At 58.5% G+C, this 17,420-nt stretch carries 8 protein-coding genes and 1 tRNA gene; 1 reads left to right on the forward strand and 8 read right to left on the reverse strand.

Going from position 1 to position 17,420, the window contains the following annotated elements:
- The first annotated feature begins 9 nt into the window (after nt 1-9).
- Nucleotides 10-258: a DUF3077 domain-containing protein gene (locus J1G33_RS07220; protein ID WP_223017864.1), complete on the forward strand. Its 249-nt coding sequence runs from the start codon at nt 10-12 to the stop codon at nt 256-258.
- A gap of 261 nt (nt 259-519) precedes the next feature.
- On the opposite strand, the gene J1G33_RS07225 is transcribed toward J1G33_RS07220, so the two are convergent.
- The 8 genes from J1G33_RS07225 to tolB form a co-directional block, all read right to left on the reverse strand.
- On the reverse strand, nt 520-1,053 hold the full coding sequence (locus J1G33_RS07225) for a DUF2247 family protein (protein ID WP_223017865.1): 534 nt from the start codon (nt 1,051-1,053) through the stop codon (nt 520-522).
- On the reverse strand, nt 1,050-11,582 hold the full coding sequence (locus J1G33_RS07230) for a filamentous hemagglutinin N-terminal domain-containing protein (RefSeq protein ID WP_262416750.1): 10,533 nt from the start codon (nt 11,580-11,582) through the stop codon (nt 1,050-1,052). The genes J1G33_RS07225 and J1G33_RS07230 overlap by 4 nt, the downstream gene beginning before the upstream one ends.
- 30 nt (nt 11,583-11,612) lie before the next feature.
- Nucleotides 11,613-13,334: a ShlB/FhaC/HecB family hemolysin secretion/activation protein gene (locus J1G33_RS07235; protein WP_223017866.1), complete on the reverse strand. Its 1,722-nt coding sequence runs from the start codon at nt 13,332-13,334 to the stop codon at nt 11,613-11,615.
- Nucleotides 13,335-13,735: 401 nt separating this feature from the next.
- Nucleotides 13,736-13,811: transfer RNA gene (locus J1G33_RS07240), tRNA-Lys, on the reverse strand.
- 123 nt (nt 13,812-13,934) lie between these two features.
- The gene (gene queE / locus J1G33_RS07245; protein WP_223017867.1) at nt 13,935-14,582 is read right to left on the reverse strand and encodes a 7-carboxy-7-deazaguanine synthase QueE; all 648 of its coding nucleotides are present in this window, start codon (nt 14,580-14,582) and stop codon (nt 13,935-13,937) included.
- Nucleotides 14,583-14,746: 164 nt separating this feature from the next.
- Nucleotides 14,747-15,577 (reverse strand): tol-pal system protein YbgF, encoded by an 831-nt coding sequence (ybgF, locus tag J1G33_RS07250; protein WP_148852625.1) that lies wholly within the window; start codon nt 15,575-15,577, stop codon nt 14,747-14,749.
- A gap of 6 nt (nt 15,578-15,583) precedes the next feature.
- Nucleotides 15,584-16,084: a peptidoglycan-associated lipoprotein Pal gene (gene pal / locus J1G33_RS07255; RefSeq protein ID WP_003193861.1), complete on the reverse strand. Its 501-nt coding sequence runs from the start codon at nt 16,082-16,084 to the stop codon at nt 15,584-15,586.
- Between the two features lie 55 nt (nt 16,085-16,139).
- On the reverse strand, nt 16,140-17,420 hold the full coding sequence (gene tolB, locus J1G33_RS07260; protein WP_032803700.1) for a Tol-Pal system beta propeller repeat protein TolB: 1,281 nt from the start codon (nt 17,418-17,420) through the stop codon (nt 16,140-16,142).

A 17,420-nucleotide genomic window follows, 5' to 3' on the forward strand; every position in this document is an offset into this window, starting at 1 on the left:
GTGCCGCTCATGAAAACACAAGTAAATGATGATGACTTTCCTACCAGCGTTTTCAACGTAAGGCTAGACTTGAGCTCCGAAGAAGCATTAGTGAATGCAAGTGAGCTTTTGGCCTCGGCGTCAGCTATGGCTAATGAGCAAGCGTTTTCTTCAAGCGGATCACAGCGACTTCAAACCTTTGGTTTGGCCCAGCTAATCGAAAGTGCGCACCTTCTAGTGAACGATGCTCTGAAAAAAACAAGCCCAGTACCCCTCTGATTGTTAATAGAGAAAAGAGATGAGGGTAGGTTACCCAGTTTTACTCGAAAATCGTGGCCTACCCCACCTATAACTTACATTTAAACAATTGAATTTTTCACAAAAAAGATGATGCCTATAGACATCCATCTTCGCCAAACATAAAACTAGCAGACACAACAAAAGAACGTTATTAAAGAACGAACCGCCAACAGAATTCAACAATAAATCTGTTCCTTTTCCCTCCAAAGCAAGGCCGGCATCGAGATTATTAAAGTAGGTTTAAGCTTTACTAGAGCGCAAAGCAGCCAGTTCATCTTTCAACCATTGCTCATGTTCGTGAACAACGTGATCATAGTTCGATGCAGAGTGGTATTGATCTTCCGGCAAAGTCATCGCGTCAAGCGTCATCGACAGTGGAGCATCAGCAGGCCACTCCCAACTTGACCAAAACTCAGTCAACTTTATCAACCCATAGAGCGGGTCTGAGTCTAAATTTGTTAACAGTTCTTCCAATGCAACAGCTCGCCATATTCTCCTGGCCCTTTGCATGTCCGCGTTTTGAAGTTTGCTCATTTTTTGCAATTGCGAGCATAGCTCAGATATAGGCAGGTCACTATCGTTAGCCAAGCTAACAATCACATCAAGCAAGGGATTATTCCCAGTCGCCTTTTCAAGTTCAGCGTTTGCAAAGTTTTCCACACAAAACGCTGGTAAGCGCCCAAAAAGGCTAGGGACGCCACAGACGCCCTGGAGCAAAACGGCCCAGTCAATCAAGCCATATTTGGTAATTCGTTCAAAGACTGCTTGAATCATGGTTTCACCGGTATACCGTTAACAGTTCCATTTGGCACAAACATTCTGTGTGTTACACCACCCAACTTCGGATCTACAATCCATTCAAACCTACCCGCCACCCCGTTGTAGCTACCTGATGCTTGGTAAAGCGATGAGCCGTTGCTGAGCGAAAATTTAGTCGCACTGTTTGCATAGTTATCGACAACATCGGGAAAACCATGCGCAACTGAAGTCGATGGAAACTCTTGTGTGGCATAAGGACCATTGGGCCTCTCCGAGTACACAGGTATTGGTTTTCCGTCAGCACCAACAACTTGTTGGTTCGGGAGTTGGTCGACTTTATTTCCGCTACCTTGACCCTTCGTACCATTGCCAATACGCGTTTCGACTAGAACATCATTTGATAGCGCTGTTCCACCTTTTGCACCCGCCAACTCTACCTTAACAACCTTAGCAGTGACCTTTTCGACGAGCAAGGCCCCGCTTTTTAGCGCTCCCCCAACTCCCGTCCCAAGCGCCACCACGTCGCTTATCAGCTTCCCGGTTTCACGCCCTGCGTTAAATGATCCACCCGCCCCAGCTCTTTCATACTCCGCTTCCAGATTGTCAATTCGTGCGATGTAGGACTGCTTCACGGCGTCCGAGACATTACCCAGCACATCCCCGCTCTCAAGCACAGATCTCAACGCCTGATACGTCTCTATCGGACTGACGGCAACTTCCAAGATGCCCTTGACCGTATCAAGTAGCCCTTCCGGCACCCCAACCACTGCCCCACCCGCAAAGCCGGCGTCCTGCCCGGCGTCGATCAATTCCCACTTCGTATTGATCCTGAGTGTTTCCAGTGAATCTTTGCTTTCTTCCAGCTCTTTCGCTCTCTGAGCCTTTTGATGATCGCCCAGGTAGTTGTATTGCGTAGCATTCTTCGCAACCCAAGCCCCCTTCTCCATCGTGGCCGCATCTGCATCCTTCTGCGACGCCGCCGCCAGCACACCCACGATCTGCGAACTCATCGTCAGCAGCTCTTCGTTGCCTTTGACCAGCGTATCCAGATGAGTAACCAGCGCCTCATTCGCCCCCGCTGCCAGCGCACCGGTTTTGAAGTCGCCGCCCGTAGCCTCAGCCAGCAAACCACCCACCATCGCGTGAATCGCAATCTTGGGCGCCGAGCCATCGGCAATTACGCCTTCGGTGTAATTCCCCACCAGGTTGAAACTGGCTGCCGCCAAAGTGTTGAACAGCGCGCTTTTCAGCGCGTCGCTGGCGCTACCGCCCTGCCCGAGCGCCTTGCTCAGCAGCATGGATGTGCCGCTTTGCAACGTCTGGTTGGCGGCAAATTTACCGACACCGCTCCACGTATTCAGTAGACCTGGCGTCGTGACTTTCCCAGTGATTGTGTTTGTTTGAGTCCCCGTCCAATCACCAAAATAAGCAGCGGTCATGCCAGCAGTGACGCCAGCAATCACATACCCCTTCATCGCATCCGAAGAAGTCACGTCCTTGAGTACCGCGCCCAAGTTGCCACGGTTGTTAACCACACTGACCGTAGCGTTGGTCGCTGCTCCTGCTGCCACAGCTCCAGCTCCAGCTGCCACGCCAACGCCCGCCCCTGCGCTGGCAGCCGCACCCGCTGCCAACGGCCCAACCACCGCCGCCATCACAATCGCAATAATGATCTGCGACGCAGGCCCCAACCCCGAGTTGCTGTACTTGAAGCTGTCGTGAATCTCCTTGACCTGCCTCCAGTCCACATCCCCACGAGCCTCGGCCTCTTTAATCCAGGCCAATTGCGGATCTGCCTTGACCATCGCATCAATCGATTGGCTGACGGTTTGCTGGTTGACCTGCCTGACGTCGATCTTCAGGCCGTCCACAGCCTTGATCGCGATATTGCCCTCAGCCACCATTTGGGTCTGGCGCAGGGTCTCATCGGTATTTCCTTTACCTTTTGACGATGTCCAGAACGCATCTCCCTTGCTCTTGGTGTGGCTCTCGTCATGCAGATCCTTCACTGCCTCAAACGTCACCGCCCCACCACTGACAATCGCAATATCCCCACCACTCTCAAGCTTCGCCGCCTGATACTTCTGATCACCTCCACTCTCCAGCGTCAAATCCCCCCCAGTCTTGATCTCGCTCCCGACATTCTTCACATCGGTCACTTCATCACGCTGAGTCTTTTTGCTGCCCCAACTGCCCTTCTTGCTCATGTCATACAGCGAGTAATGACTGTCTTGCGCCGCCAACATTTGCAATTCGTTATCAGCGTGCACATAGGCTTCGTTACCCGCGCTGATCTTGCTGGCAACCAAAGTCAGGTCGGTGCCGGCTATGGCGATCAGGTCGCCGCCGGCTTTGAGTTTGGCGCTTTGTTGGGTGACGTCGTCCAGTTGAGTAGTGGTTTTGGTACCGCCTTTTTTGCCTTTGGAGTAATCGTGCTGTTCGTTGGCGGCGGCGGCCAGGGTCAGGTTTTCGCCGGCCTTGACGCTGAGGTCTTTGGCGGCGCTGACGGTGCTGGCGACCACGGCGATGTCGCGGCGGGCGTCGATGGCGAGGTTGCCGCCCACGTCCACGGCGGAGGTGTGTTGCAGGATGGTTTGCTCGGTGCCGCTGATGCGCCGCCGCTGATAGGCGTAGTCGTCCTGTTCGGTCTGGCTGGCGATCAGCACGTCCCGCCCTGCGCTCACGCTGGCGTTGCCACCGGCCTTGAGGTTGCTGCCAACGTTGAGCAAATCGCGCCCGGCGTTCAGCTTGAGCGTGTCGGTGGCTTCGAAGCGTGAGGCTTCGCTGGCCACGTCGTTGCGCAGTTGGTAGCCCTGGCCGTCCTGTTTGAAGGTGGTGACGGTGCGCTCGTTGATGATGTCGCCGGTCACGGCGGTGGCGCTGATGTCGCGGCCATTGATGATGCCGCCACGGCTGTTGCGGATCGAGTCGGTGGCGAGCATTTCCAGGCGGTTGCCGGCTTGCATCAGGCCGCTGTTGTCGATGTTGCCCGCGACCATGTTCAGGTTGTTGGTGGCACGCAGGGTGCCGCTGTTGTGCAGGTCGCCGCCGGTGATCAGGCTCACGTCCTGGCCCTGGATCAGCGCGCCGTTGGGGGCCAGGCGGTTATTGGCCTGGGCCAGGTAGAGCACGGGGGTCAGGACTTTCTGGCCGTTGACCTCGGCTTCTTCCATCCACACGATGTCGTGGGTCAGCGCCGCGACTTGCTCGGCAGTGAGGGACACGCCCAGTTGCAGGTTGAGCGAGTCCTTGTAGGAGATGGCGTTGTCCATCAGGTAGCGGAACAGTTGGTCATCGCTGGCGATGCCGTTGATGTAACGCTGACCGGTACGGGCCACCACGGCTTCGCGGATCAGGCGCTGCTCGTACAGGCCGTCGCCCAGGCGCTTCCAGCTGGCGTCGGGGTTGTAGCCGAGTTTGCCCAGCAGGTAGTCGGAGCTCATGAACTGCTTGAGGTCGGTGAGCGCCGGGTTGGTTTCGATCAGGTATTTGTGGCTGTTATCTACCGGAGTAATGTCTGGCAGGCCTTGCACGCGGGTGATCGAGGGGGGGCGATTGTCCAGAGCCAGCGGGCCCTGGCCGTTGACTGCGCCGCTGACGGGCTGGCCGTCGAGGTTGAAACCGCGTTCTTGCACGGCGGTGTAGTCGAGGGTTTTCTCGCGGTCAGCGGCGGTGATGACACGCCCGTTGACGCTAAAGTCCCCGGTGGCGGTGTCCGCTTTACTCGCTGCGCCGCCTTTCGCTGCCTGGCCGCTGAGACGGAACAGGCCGTTCTGGCTGGTCGGCAAACTGAAGCCGGGTAAGGTCACCGGGTTGACTTGGCGTTGGGCCAGGTCCGGAGGAAGTTGCGCGGTGATTGCCGGTTTTACCGTGGAGGCAAATACGTCGGAGTTGGTGTTGCGGTTGGCCGCCGGGGTATCGATGTTGGTAGCGTTCGGGCGGATGACGCTGTTGTTGATTTCTTTGGTTGCGTTAACGGTGACCGATCCGGCTGCCTGGATCACCGCTTGGGCGATCACGCTGCCAGCGGTGGGCACGGTGTAGTCGATAGGTGATGTGAAGTAGGTATCCGAGAACCTCGTCTTCTCAATGAACTGGTCGAACGTGTACTGACCCGGCTTATAGTCACTTGAGCTGGGATCGTTGCTACGGTTGAACTGTTCGACTTCGCTCATCAGCAATGAGTAAGCCGACCGGTTACGTGTGTAGTAGGCGTAGCCGAAATGACGCTGCTCACCGCCGGCAGCGCCGGTGTTGTTCAGCACGTCGGTGTTGATCAGGATGTTTTTAGCGGCCGATACCGAGCTGTAGAGGTTATCGAACGTCTGGCTGCCTACCGTGAGATCACCACCGGCATTGATGAACGCGGAGGCGGAGCTGCCTTTGATGACGTCCTCATAGGTTTCGACACCGCTGAAACTCAGTTCGCAGCCTTTACCTTTGCAGTAATCGTTGCCGTAAACACCGATGCTCCCGGAAACCAGGCTTTTCTCCGTGGTGAACTGGTCACGTCGGTTGCTCAGGGTATCCGCCAGCAAACGCATGTTGCCGTCGCTTTCCAAGGTACCGGAGACGTTTTCAATCAGTGCACTGCGCCCATTGGCATCATCGCGTGCGATGTCGAGGCCACCCAGGCTGTAGACATCACCAAAACGGTTGCTGAAGTCGTTGACGCGCAAGGTCATGTCCTTGCCGCTGAACAACAGGCCTTTTTCATTGAGCAGATGCGTGGCGTTGAGGCGAACATTCTCGGAGCCGCCCAGGGTGCCGTAGTTTTTCAGGGCGCCAGCGTTGACCGTCAGGTCGCCTACCGAGGTCACGCGACCACGATTGGTCAGGACGTTGGTGCTCGTGACCTGGGTGATTGCACCACCACCAATACGAGCATTCTCACCCAGGTCCATGTTGGCGGCGGCGAGGGTCATGTCGCCCAGGCTACTGACCCGGCCGTTACCGCTATAGCCGCCGGTGAGGGTCAACTTGAGGGTGCCGTCACTGGCCAGCAGGCCGTCGTTGGTCCAGGTGTCGCCGGTGCCGGTCAGGCTTTGTGCGCCGAGCAATTGGCCGCTGGCGGTCTGGGTGAATTGGCCAATGTCCAAGTTCAGTCGTCCGGCCTGGATCACACTGCTGTTGGTCCAGCTTGCTGCCTTGATATCCAGTTGGCCGTTGGTGACGAAGCTGCCACCGGCACGGGTGACCTGGTCGGAGGTCAGGTCAAACGTGCCAGTGCCGGTATGCACGATGCGCCCACCGTTGTTGTCCAGGCTGCCAGCTTGCAGGTTGAGGGTTTCGTTGGCGCTTTCCAGCGCGCCGAAGCGGTTATCGAACAGGCCCGTGGTACGAATATCGGTGGTGCCGACCCGGCCCATGGCGCGCAGGTTGCCGCTGACGTTGTTGATGGTTTGCGCGGCAAGGCGCAGGGTGTCGTCGCTTTCAATCAGGCCATAGCTGTTGCTCAGCGTGCCTGTCAGGCCGAAATCAATTGCGCGGGCGCCGACCTTGCCACCATTACCGACCTCAGTGCCCTGGTTATCGAAGTTCGCGGCCGTGACTTTGAGCAAGGTGTCGGCATACATACCGCCGCCCTGGTTATTCAGGGTGGTGGTGACAATCTGGCTGTCACCGCCAAGGGCCGACAGATGCCCCAACTGGTTGAGCAGGCCGCCTTTGGCTTCAATGTTCAACGACTGTGCCTGGGTGATGCCGCTGCCGTTATCGAACAGGCCGGTGACCAGTTTGATCCAGCCTTTGCTGCTGTTGAGGATGCCACCTGCGGTATTGGCGACGCTGGCGGTTTCCAGGTCCAGGTTGCCACTGAGGCTGTCGACGCGGCCGCCCTGGTTATTCAGGGCGCCACTGAGGCGCAGGCGGTTATCGGTCTGGCTTTGCAGCGTGCCTTGATAGTTGGTGAGGCTGCGGGCGGTAAGGTCGAGCTTGCCCTTCTGGCTGAACATCAGGCCGTCTTGCTGGTTGTGAACGTCACCGGCCAACAGCCTGATCACCAGGTCTTTCTGGCTGGCGAGTGTGCCTTTGGCGCTGTTATCCAGGTCGCCATTGGCGAGGGTCAGATCAAGGCGGTCCTGGCTGACCAGTTGGCCCCCTCGGTTGTCCAGGCTGGCGGCGCTCAGCAACAGTGCTGCGCCACTGGCCAGGCGGGCGTTGTTGGCATTGATCAGCGCACCACTGAGGGTGCCGTCCAAGGTGCCCTGGCTGATCAGCTGACCGGCGCTGTTATCCATGCTCTGGCCGATAAGGCTGATGTTGCCGGCATTGATCCGGCCAGCACGGTTGATGATTTGGCTCTGGGCGTTATTGAAGCCCAGGTGTTGAGTCGCAGCAATCAGGCCGTTGTTGCTGTTATCCAGGCGACCGGCAACGTTGAGGTCTACATCAGCCTGGCCGGAGATGATCCCCTGATCATTGTTCAGGCTGCCCGCGGTGAGCGTTTGTTTGCCCAGGCTGACCAGGGCACCCGCCGCGTGGTTATCCAATACACCGGTGAGGTCGGTGTGCAACGTGCCACTCTTGCTCGACAACGTGCCCTCGGAGCTGTTGTCGAGGCTATTGCCGACCACCGTCAGACCGTTCCAGCCGGAGATCAAGCCCTTGTTGGCGTTGACCACTGTATCCGCTTCAAGGCGCAGTTGATCGGCACTGAGGATGGCCCCGCGATCACCGTTGTCGATGCGCTTGGCGGCGACGGTGAACGCCGTCTGGCTGGAGATTTCGCCTTGTTCGCGGTTGGTCAGGTTGGCCAGGCGCGCGAAGGTCAGCGGGCCTTTGGCGCTGATCAAGCCTGCGCTGCTATCGAGATTGCCGCCTTGCAGGTCGAGGGTTACGGCGCGTTCGCCGATCAAGCGGCCCTGACGCTGGATCAGCTGTTGGACGATGAGCTTCAAGTCGCCCTTGGCTGAGATTTCGCCATCCAGGCTTGAGTCGACTGTTTGCCCGGTCAGGGTCAGGTCCGCCTGGCTGTTGATCAACCCGGCAGTGTTATCGAGGTTGGCAGTGGTCAGGTTCAGCGCCTGTTGACTGCCGATCACACCCGCACGGTTATCCACATTGGCGGCAGTGACGGTCTGGCTACCGTCGCTGACGATTCGTCCGCCCTGGTGATTGTCCAGCACACCGGTGTTGAGCGTCTGTAGCACACCGGCCGAGAGGCTGCCCTTGTCGCTGTTGTTCAAGGAGCCTGAGGTGGTAGTCAAAACCGTAGCGGCGGATATCTGCCCCTGGTTATGGTTATCCAGCACACCGGTGACCTTCAGGTCCAGCGCACCACGGCTGGCGAGCGCGCCACGGGCCTGGTTGTCCAGGCTGTCGGCTGCCACTTGCAGAACGCTCTTGGCGGACAGTACACCTTCCACGCTGTTATCCAGCGCCTTGGCGATACGTACCTGCAGGCTGTCGCCACTGATGACTTTGCCGCCGCGGTTGTTCAGCGCATCGGCCATCAACAGGAATGACTGGGTGCTGGAGATTTCACCGCCCTGACTGTTGTCGACGTTGCCCAGGTTGTTCAGCTGCAGTTGGCCCGGTGTCGCGATCAGGCCGTGGTCGCGGTTGATCAGTTGCCCATGGTTCAAGTCCAGTTCGATGTTGGTGTTGCTGACCAGCTCACCACGGTCATGCTGGTCCAGCCCACTCAGGGTTGCCTTGACCGTTGACTTGGCGAAGATCGACCCTTGTTGGCTGTTGTCCAGTTGCCCTGCGTTGAGGGTGATACCAGCGTCACTGCTGATACTGCCGCGCTGGCTGTTATTCAGGCCGGCACTGCGCACATCAACCTGCTGCTTGGCGCTGATCACACCGCCCTGGCTGTTGTTCAGCGCAGCGCTGACCAGCGTGGCTGTGCCATCGGCGAGTAGTTTGCCTGCCTGGTTGTTCAACTGGCCCTGAGTGGTGATCGACAGCGCATTGGCTGCGGACAAAATGCCGCCCTGGCTGTTGTCCAGCGTACCGGCCTGGATGGTTAACGCGCCCTCGCTGAGTAGCGTGCCCTGCCCTTGGTTGAGCAAGTCGCCGGTCAGGGTGATGTTCAGGTCTTTTTGGCTGGTGACACGGCCACCCTGGCTGTTATCCAGTTGGGCGCCGTTCAACACAAGGCTCTCACGCCCCGCCAGCAGGCCTTTGCTCTGGTTGAGCAGACGTTGGACCGTGAGCGTCAGGCCGCTGTCGCCGATCACCTTGCCGGTGGTGTTGTTCAGTTGATCGGCGACCACCAGCACCTTTGCCTGGCTGGATATCTCGCCTTGCTGGTTAAGGATGGTCTGGCTGCGCAGGTCCACGCCGTGGGTGGCAGCGATAAGGCCGCCGTTGCGGTTATCCAGGAATGTGCCGGTCAGGTTCAGCGCACCGTCGCTGACGAGTTCGCCCGCTTGTTGATTGAGCACACCGACCGTTGCCTGCAAGTCGCCCTTGGCGCTGATGCGACCGGCGCTGTTTTCGAGCCGGTCGGCGTTGAGGGTCAGCGCACCATCGCTGCCCAACTTGCCACCGTTGCTGTTGTTCAACTGATTCAGTTGCACGTGCGCTACGGCCTTGGTGCTGATCACGCCCGCTTGGCTGTTATCCAGATCGCCGCCGGTGAGGGTCAGCGCGCCGTCGGCAATGACCTGGCCACCCTGGTTGATCAGGCTGTCGCCGTGCAACGCCAGGGTAGTTTTGCTGGACACCAGGCCGCCCTGGCTGTTGTTCAACTGCCCTGCGGTTATTTGATGAGCCCCCTGGCTGACGAGGTTGCCTTCATTGCGATTGTCCAGCAGCCCGGCGACGGTCAGGTTCATCACGCCCTGGCTGGCGATGGAACCTTTGTCGCGGTTATCCAGGCTGGCCGCCTGTACCGTCAGCAGACTGGTGGCAGAGAAAATCCCCAGGCGATTATCGATGGCACCGCTGGCGGTTACGTTGAGGTTGCTGCCCAGCAATTTGCCTGAACGGTTGTCCAGGGTCGTGGCGATCACGGTAGTCTGATCGGCAGAGATTTCACCCGCCTGGTTGCTCAATTGCCCGGCGGTTACACGGGCCTGCGCCTGGCTGGCGACCAGGCCGTTATCGTTAGTCAGTTGGCCGGCGTTGAGCGTCAGGTTCTTGAGGCCGATTACGCGACCGCTCTGGTTATCCAGTGCAGCGGTTACCGTAACGTCGGTGCTGTTTTCACTGTGCAGCAGACCGTTGGTGCGGTTATCCAGGCCGGTGGCCGTGACCTTGAGCGAGTCCTTCCCCAATACACGACCGCCACGGTTGTCGAGTTGGCCGGCGTTAACCACGGCGCCTATACCGCTCAATGTGCCACCTTGATTGTTCAAGGTTTGGTTGGCTGTCGCGGTGAGGGTTCGGCTGGCAACCACGCTGCCGCTATTGCTCAGGTTCGCCGCGTGCAGGCTGACATCGCCATTGGCATTGCGGCTTTCATCAGCGTTGACACCGGCTTCGATGATGCCGCTGTTGACCACCGTGCCACCGCTGGTAACGGTGATACTGTCGCGGGCCGCCAGGCTTTTCTGGTTGTTCAGGCCCGCTGTGGTTTGCAGATCGATTCGCGTGCCGGCATACACAGCCCCAGCAGCGTCTAATTGACCGGCCTTGACCACCACCGCTTCGCTGGCTTTGGCATTAGCCATGCTCAAGCGTCCATTGGCATCGAGCTGAATATCCCCCCCACTGGCCATCAACGCACCGTCGAGCTTAACGCCCACACCGGCTTCAGTCCCCACCAGCTTGATCACCCCGGCATACATCCCACCCAACGCCGTCGAGTCAATCGCCAGCTCCGGCTTGGCACTGCCGTCATCGGCGCGGGTGGTGGCGTTCAAGGTCTGCGCATTTACATCATTGCGCCCAGCAACCACGCTCAAGTTGCGCGCATTGATCTGCGCATTGATCTTGGCCGAGCGGGTGATGATTTCGAAGCGGTCGACGTTGCTGGCGTTCAAGCCCTGGCCGTCGATAGTCACGGCACCGCCATCGACCTGGTAACGGTCCAGGCGGCCGTTATCGAGGATGGGTTTGCCGGTGGTCAGGGTAACGTTGGGGGTGTTGATGAAGCCGCAGCCACTGCAGGTGATGCCGTAGGGGTTGGCGACGATGACCTTGGCCGACTGGCCCGCCACTTCGGTGTAGCCGCGCAATTGGCTCGGGCTGCCACCGTTGACTTCGTTGAGGATGATATTGGCAGCGCGGCCCTGCAGGTTCGGGTTGCCCAGGATGATGCCGCCCAGTTGCGTCGATTGAGTGCGTTCGGTGGCGTTGTTGAGGATCACGCCGTTGGTGCCGACGTTGTAGTCCTTGAACTGGTTGTGGGACAAGCCACTGCCATTGGGGGTGGCGATGTTCACTACCGGCACGCCATTGCCCGCCGTGCCCACTGTGGTGCCGGGGGCGCTGACCACGATGCCTTCGGCCTGGGCCAGCAGCGGTTGCCAGAACAGCGCATTGGCCAGGATCAGCGCCAGGCCACGTTTGGGCAGGCCGAGGAACGCGTCACGGCTTTTCAGGGCAGCAGATGGCTGGCGAACCAGGAAGGCAAATTGGCGAACATCCATTTCAAATTCTCGTTGCAACTGGGCGTTGAATTACAGGAAGAAATCCATGCGGAAGTAGATCGGTGCTTCACGCTCAAACAGCGCGGCCGGTCGTTCCAGCGAGTGGGCAAAGGTCACGCTGGTACTGACGTGTTTGCCGCGGGCGAACAGCTCAAGCGAGTTGCTTGAGACGCGGCCGTGCACTTCGCCGTTGTAGCGACCGTTGCGGATCACGCCCTGGTCGTAGCCCACGCTGGCACCGTATTCACCGAACACCGGGCGCAGCCAACCGAGGGTCACCGGGCGGCTCCAGCGCAGGTCATTGCGCCAGTAGCCGCCACTGTCGCCGGTCAGTTGCTGGTCCTTGTAGCCACGTATCGACGCCGAGCCGCCGAGGCTCATGCGCTGGGGGCTGAACAGCACGTCTTCACTGCGCTGGCCGGTGGCCAGGCTGGTGAAACTGAACGACTCGCCCCACAGCGTGAACGGTTGCAGGTAGCTGACGGTGGTGGTGTATTTGCGGTAGCGGGAGTTGGCCAGTCGATTGCCGTTCTGATCGCGCTCATGTTGGGCCTGGGCATCAAGCAAACCAATGCCGTCCTGCATACCGAGGTCAATGTTGACAAAAGCACTGCCAACTCGCCGACCGTGGTTGATGCCCCACTGCAACTCGCTGAGCCGATTGCTGCTGACGGCCAAGCGGCTGTCTTCGATGTAATTGTTGGTACGCAGGTGGGACAGGCCGACGTTGAGCGAGGTTTTGCTCACGGCATCACGGTGGATCACCCGCTCAGCGCGCAACTGATGGTTTTCACTGTCCCCGGTTTGCTTGAAGTCGAAACCATCGCCCTGGACGACCGAACGGTAGTCGCTCTGGTTGTAGCTGTAGCTGAAGTTCCACCAGCCCCAGGGCACGTTGTAGTACAGCATCGCGTTCTTGGAGGTTTTCTGGTGATCGCTGACGGCGTCGTGGCCGCCGCGCAGAATCAGTTGATCGGCCAGGCCCAGCGGGCTGTCCCATTCAAAGCCGGTACCCCACTGTTGTTCGCCGGTGCTTTTCTGGCCATCGTTGTTACGCGACAGGCTGGCACGCCATGGCTTTTGCGGGTTGTTTTTGACCATTACCGAGCTGCCGCCCACGGCCTCGCCCGGCGTCAGCTCCATCTGTGCCTGATTGGACGGTAAACGGTTGAGTTGATCGACAGCCTGCTCGATTTCTCGCAGGTTCAATATCTCGCCGCTTTTGCCGGGAAAGGCCATGGCCAGTTCGCGGTCCGACAGCTTGCTGCTGTCGGCGCCCTTCAGGCCTTCAAGCTTGCCTTCCACCACCAGGACTTGCAGATGCCCTTTGGACATATCCTGCTGCGGCAAGTAGGCGCGGCTGGTCACCAGGCCTTTGTCGATGTAGTAGTTGGTGATGTCTTTGAGCAGGGCATTGAGTTGTGCAACGCCCAGGCACTGACCGGCGTACGGTTTGAGTAGACGCTCGCGTTCAGCGGCAGGCAGGTGGTCGGCACCCTGGAGTTCAATGGTCTGGATCGGGAAGCAACGACTGTCCACCGGGGCTGCCGGCGCTTCGGGCCTGGCCGCTTTGCCGGGCAGTTCCTTGAGCTGCTCAAGACGGCGCTGCTGATCTTCCAACAGGCGGTTTTGCCGCTCGCGGATCAGGTCCTGATCACCCGGCAGGGTTGCCGCCATCACGCAGTGGGAAGCGAGGCAGGCAAGCAGGGCAATGCTCAGTGAATACCGAGTCCGTGGCAGTGAGGCAGACATGTTCGATCCATCGAATTTACGAAGGGTGGCAAATTAACATCGACCACCTTTCTCGCCAATAATCTGACCAAACTTTAGGAAAAGCCCTAAAAAACACGCAACCAACTGATGGCTAACGAAAAAAATAAAATAGGAACAGATCTCGCTTGAAGTTTCTGGTTGTTTTCCGACCAGTGGTATCAAATTTGATACACATTGAACACGCACACGAACGACCGGACTATTCGGCCAACACCGGTCCGCGTATGAGTATTTGATTGATTTAAGGAATGTCTGGACGACAACGGAAATCTGAGCAGACGTTGACCCAACGTCGACTCGGACAGGCCAAATGGCAGGCAAAAAAAAACCCGGAAATCCTCACTTGCGTGGGCCTTCCGGATTTTCTAAACCGCCAAAAATGGTGGGTCGTGTGGGATTCGAACCTACGACCAATTGGTTAAAAGCCAACTGCTCTACCAACTGAGCTAACGACCCGCTGCGTGGTGGCGCGTATAATACTGATTTCTAAGGATTATTCAACACCTTATTTGAAATAAATCAGAAAAAACGCATTTGAACGGTAATTCGGTGGGCAGAACGTCTCTCGCAGCAGCCGGATCAGCGCCCCGGCTCGTCGTTCCACAGGTACTTATGCAGCTGCAATTGCAGGCGCACCGGCAGGTTGTCTGCCACTACCCAGTCCGCCAACTCACGGGCATTCAGGTCGTGATGGCTGGGCGAGAACAGCACCTCGCCCGCGCGACGCTCCAGGCCATACTGGATCAGCTTGGAAGTCGCCCAGTCATAATCGTCGCGGGAACAGATGACGAACTTGACCTGGTCGTTGGCCGTCAACAAGCCGATGTTCTCGTAGCGGTTGCGGTGGGCTTCCTTGGAGTCGGGGGTCTTGAGGTCGACCACCCGGCTTACACGCGGATCGACAGCGGAAATGTCCAAGGCGCCGCTGGTTTCCAGTGAGACCTCGTAACCGGCGTCACACAGCTGCTTGAGCAAGGGAATGGCATTGGGTTGCGCCAACGGCTCACCGCCCGTCACGCAGACGTAGCGCGGCCGGTAGCCGGCAACCTGTTCCAGGATGTCGTCGAGGGTGCGCACGGTGCCGCCGCTGAAGGCGTAGGCGCTGTCGCAGTATTGGCAACGCAATGGGCAGCCGGTGAGCCGCACAAATACGGTGGGCAGGCCAGCAGTGCGCGTTTCACCCTGCAACGAGTAAAAGACTTCGGTAATACGTAATGTGTCTTGCATAGTCGCCACGGGCGTAACAGCTAAACAGGCTGTCCGCCTCCGTCAGGCACTTCAAGGGATTGCGCCAACGCGCCAACCCCAGGAAGCGTGTTTCATAAAAGGGCGTGGATTCTAACGAAAAAACCCGCGCCAGGCGCGGGTTTCTTCTAAACGGGCGGTATTGCTTACAAGCGTTGCAGATCGCGCTGGGCCAACTGCGCGGCGGAGGTACCCGGATACTGGGCAACCACCTGTTGCAGAATGCCTTTGACCTTGTCGGTATGACCCAGGCGGCGCTCTACGTCAGCGAGCTTGTACAGCGAGTCCGGCACCTTGGCGTGCTTGGGGTACAGCTGGCTGACCTTGGCAAAAGCCTGGCCTGCCCCCTGCAAATCACCCTTTGCCAGGTTGACCTCGCCCAACCAGTACTGGGCATTGCCCGCGTACTGGCTGTTGGGGTACTTGCGCAGGAATGCGGTAAAGGCCTGGCTGGCCTTATCGAAATCCTTGGCCTTGATCAGGTCGAAGGCTGCATCGTAATACAGCTTTTCCTTCGCCGGATCACCCGGTTCACTGCTGGCGGCAGGGGCAGCCGCGGCGGCTCCAGCTGCAGCGCCACCGGCAGCAGCGCTTGGCGCGCCACCGGCAGCAGAATTATCAGGAGTAGCGGCAGGTGCAACACCGGCTCCAATACGACGATCAAGATCCTGGTAACGCTCCAGGCCTTCTTGCTTCAGCTGACGCACTTCATTTTGCAGAACTTCAATGGTGCCTTGCTGCTGCGCCAATTGATCCTGCATGCGTTGCAGCTGGTTGAACAGCTCGCCCTGTGCCGAGGGAGCGGACGTAGCCGCTCCCCCAGCATAGGCGCCGTTCGTGCCATAACCTGCTGGCGGATAACTGCTCCCGCTATTGTTATAGCCTGAGTTGCTATCCGTTACAGGAACCGCAGCCCACACCGCAAGCGGGGCGAGGCTGAGAGCCAATACAGTCAGAGCACGACGGCACGTTCGCATGACGAATTACTTACGCAGTTCGACGCGACGGTTCTGAGCCCACGACTGTTCGTCGTTGCCAGTTGCAACTGGACGCTCTTTACCGTAGGAAACCAGTTCCAGTTGGCCTGGAGCAACACCTTGCAGTACCAGGTAGCGCTGAACGGCTTTCGCACGACGCTCGCCCAGTGCCATGTTGTACTCACGAGTACCACGGGCGTCAGTGTTACCTTCCAGAACAACGCGAGCGCCGTTAGCTTTCAGGTCCTTGGCGTGAACGTCCAGAGCGCGCATGGCTTCTGGCTTCAGGTCCGAACTGTCGTATTCGAAGTAGAAAGTGGTGATAGCGCGCAGAGCAGCTTCTTCGCTCAGGGAGCCGTCGACCGCACCAGTGTTAGCGCCGTAACCAGCGTTTGGATCAACAGCTGCGCCTTCACCGGCATTGTCGCCGCCTTTAGAGGAGCAACCAACGGCTACGGACAGAGCCAGAGCCAGAGCAGCAAACTTACCAAACTTCAGCATTTCCATCGTGAAACTCCTAATGAACCCCAGTGTGTTAAGTACTTCTTTTTGTAGCGCCGCGTCAGTTCAGGTAAGGGGACCAGGATGGTTCTCTGACTTCGCCTTGTGCGGTAGGAAGTGGGAGCCTTACGCGTCCATTGATGGACACGAGCATCAAGACTCCCCGGCCCTGCTGGCGGGTGGCGTAGATTACCATGGTGCCGTTGGGCGCAACAGTGGCTGACTCATCAAGGTTGGTATCTGTAAGGATTTTAACGGTTCCGCGCTGCAAATCCTGGGCCGCAACCCGGAAATTAGTGAAACCATCCTGACGGTGAATCATCACCAACGTCTTTTCATCGGCCGAAAGCTTGGGGTTGGCGTTGTAGTTACCGATAAAGGTCACACGCTCAGCACCGCCACCGTTCACGTTTGCCTTGTAGACCTGAGGCTTGCCGCCACGGTCGGAGGTGAAGTAGATGGTCGAACCATCCTTACCCCAGAACGGTTCGGTGTTGATGCCCGGGCCGCTGGTCACGCGACTCAGTTGGCGCGAGGCCATGTTCATCACGTAGATATCCGGATTGCCGTCCTTGGAGAGCACGAAAGCCAGGCGCGAACCATCCGGCGACCAGGCTGGCGCACCGTTGAGGCCTTCAAAGTTGGTGATCTGCTCGCGACGACCCGTATCAATGTGCTGCACGAAGATGCGCGGGCGACGCTGTTCGAACGATACGTAGGCAATACGCTTGCCGTCCGGCGCGAAGCGCGGCGACAGGATTGGCTCGCGGGACTGCAGCAAGGTCACTGCACGTGCGCCGTCGTAGTCCGAACGTTGCAGGGTGTAGCGGGTGTTGTCTACCGAGAAACGCTCAGCCGTGACATACAGCAGGCGCGTCGAGAACGCCCCTTTGATACCGGTGAGCTTTTCAAACGACTGGTCCGAGATGTAGTGGGCCATGTCGCGCAGTTGCTCGGCGGTACCCGATACGCTGCCGGTCAATACCTGCTGCTCGGTAGCCACGTTGAACAACGTGTACTGGATCTGCAGGCGACCACCGGCCGGCGTGATGTTGCCGACCATCACGTACTGCGCGCCCACGGCTTTCCAGTCACGGAACACGACTTCGCTGGCCTGGTTGGGCTGGCTGATCATGTTGCCTTTGGGGATCGGCGCGTAGTAACCGGAGTTACGCAGGTCGTCGCTGACGATCTGGGCCATGTCGTCCGGCAGCACGCTGCCGCCCTGCCAACCGAAGGGTACGACTGCAATCGGAGTAGCCCGATCGCTGCCGCTGGTTACCAGGATGTTCTTTTCATCCGCCGCCGCTATCCCTGCCATACAGCAAATAACGACAAGCAT

The organism is Pseudomonas sp. P867 (assembly GCF_019891455.1).
GTDB classification, from domain to species: Bacteria; Pseudomonadota; Gammaproteobacteria; order Pseudomonadales; family Pseudomonadaceae; genus Aquipseudomonas; species Aquipseudomonas synxantha_A.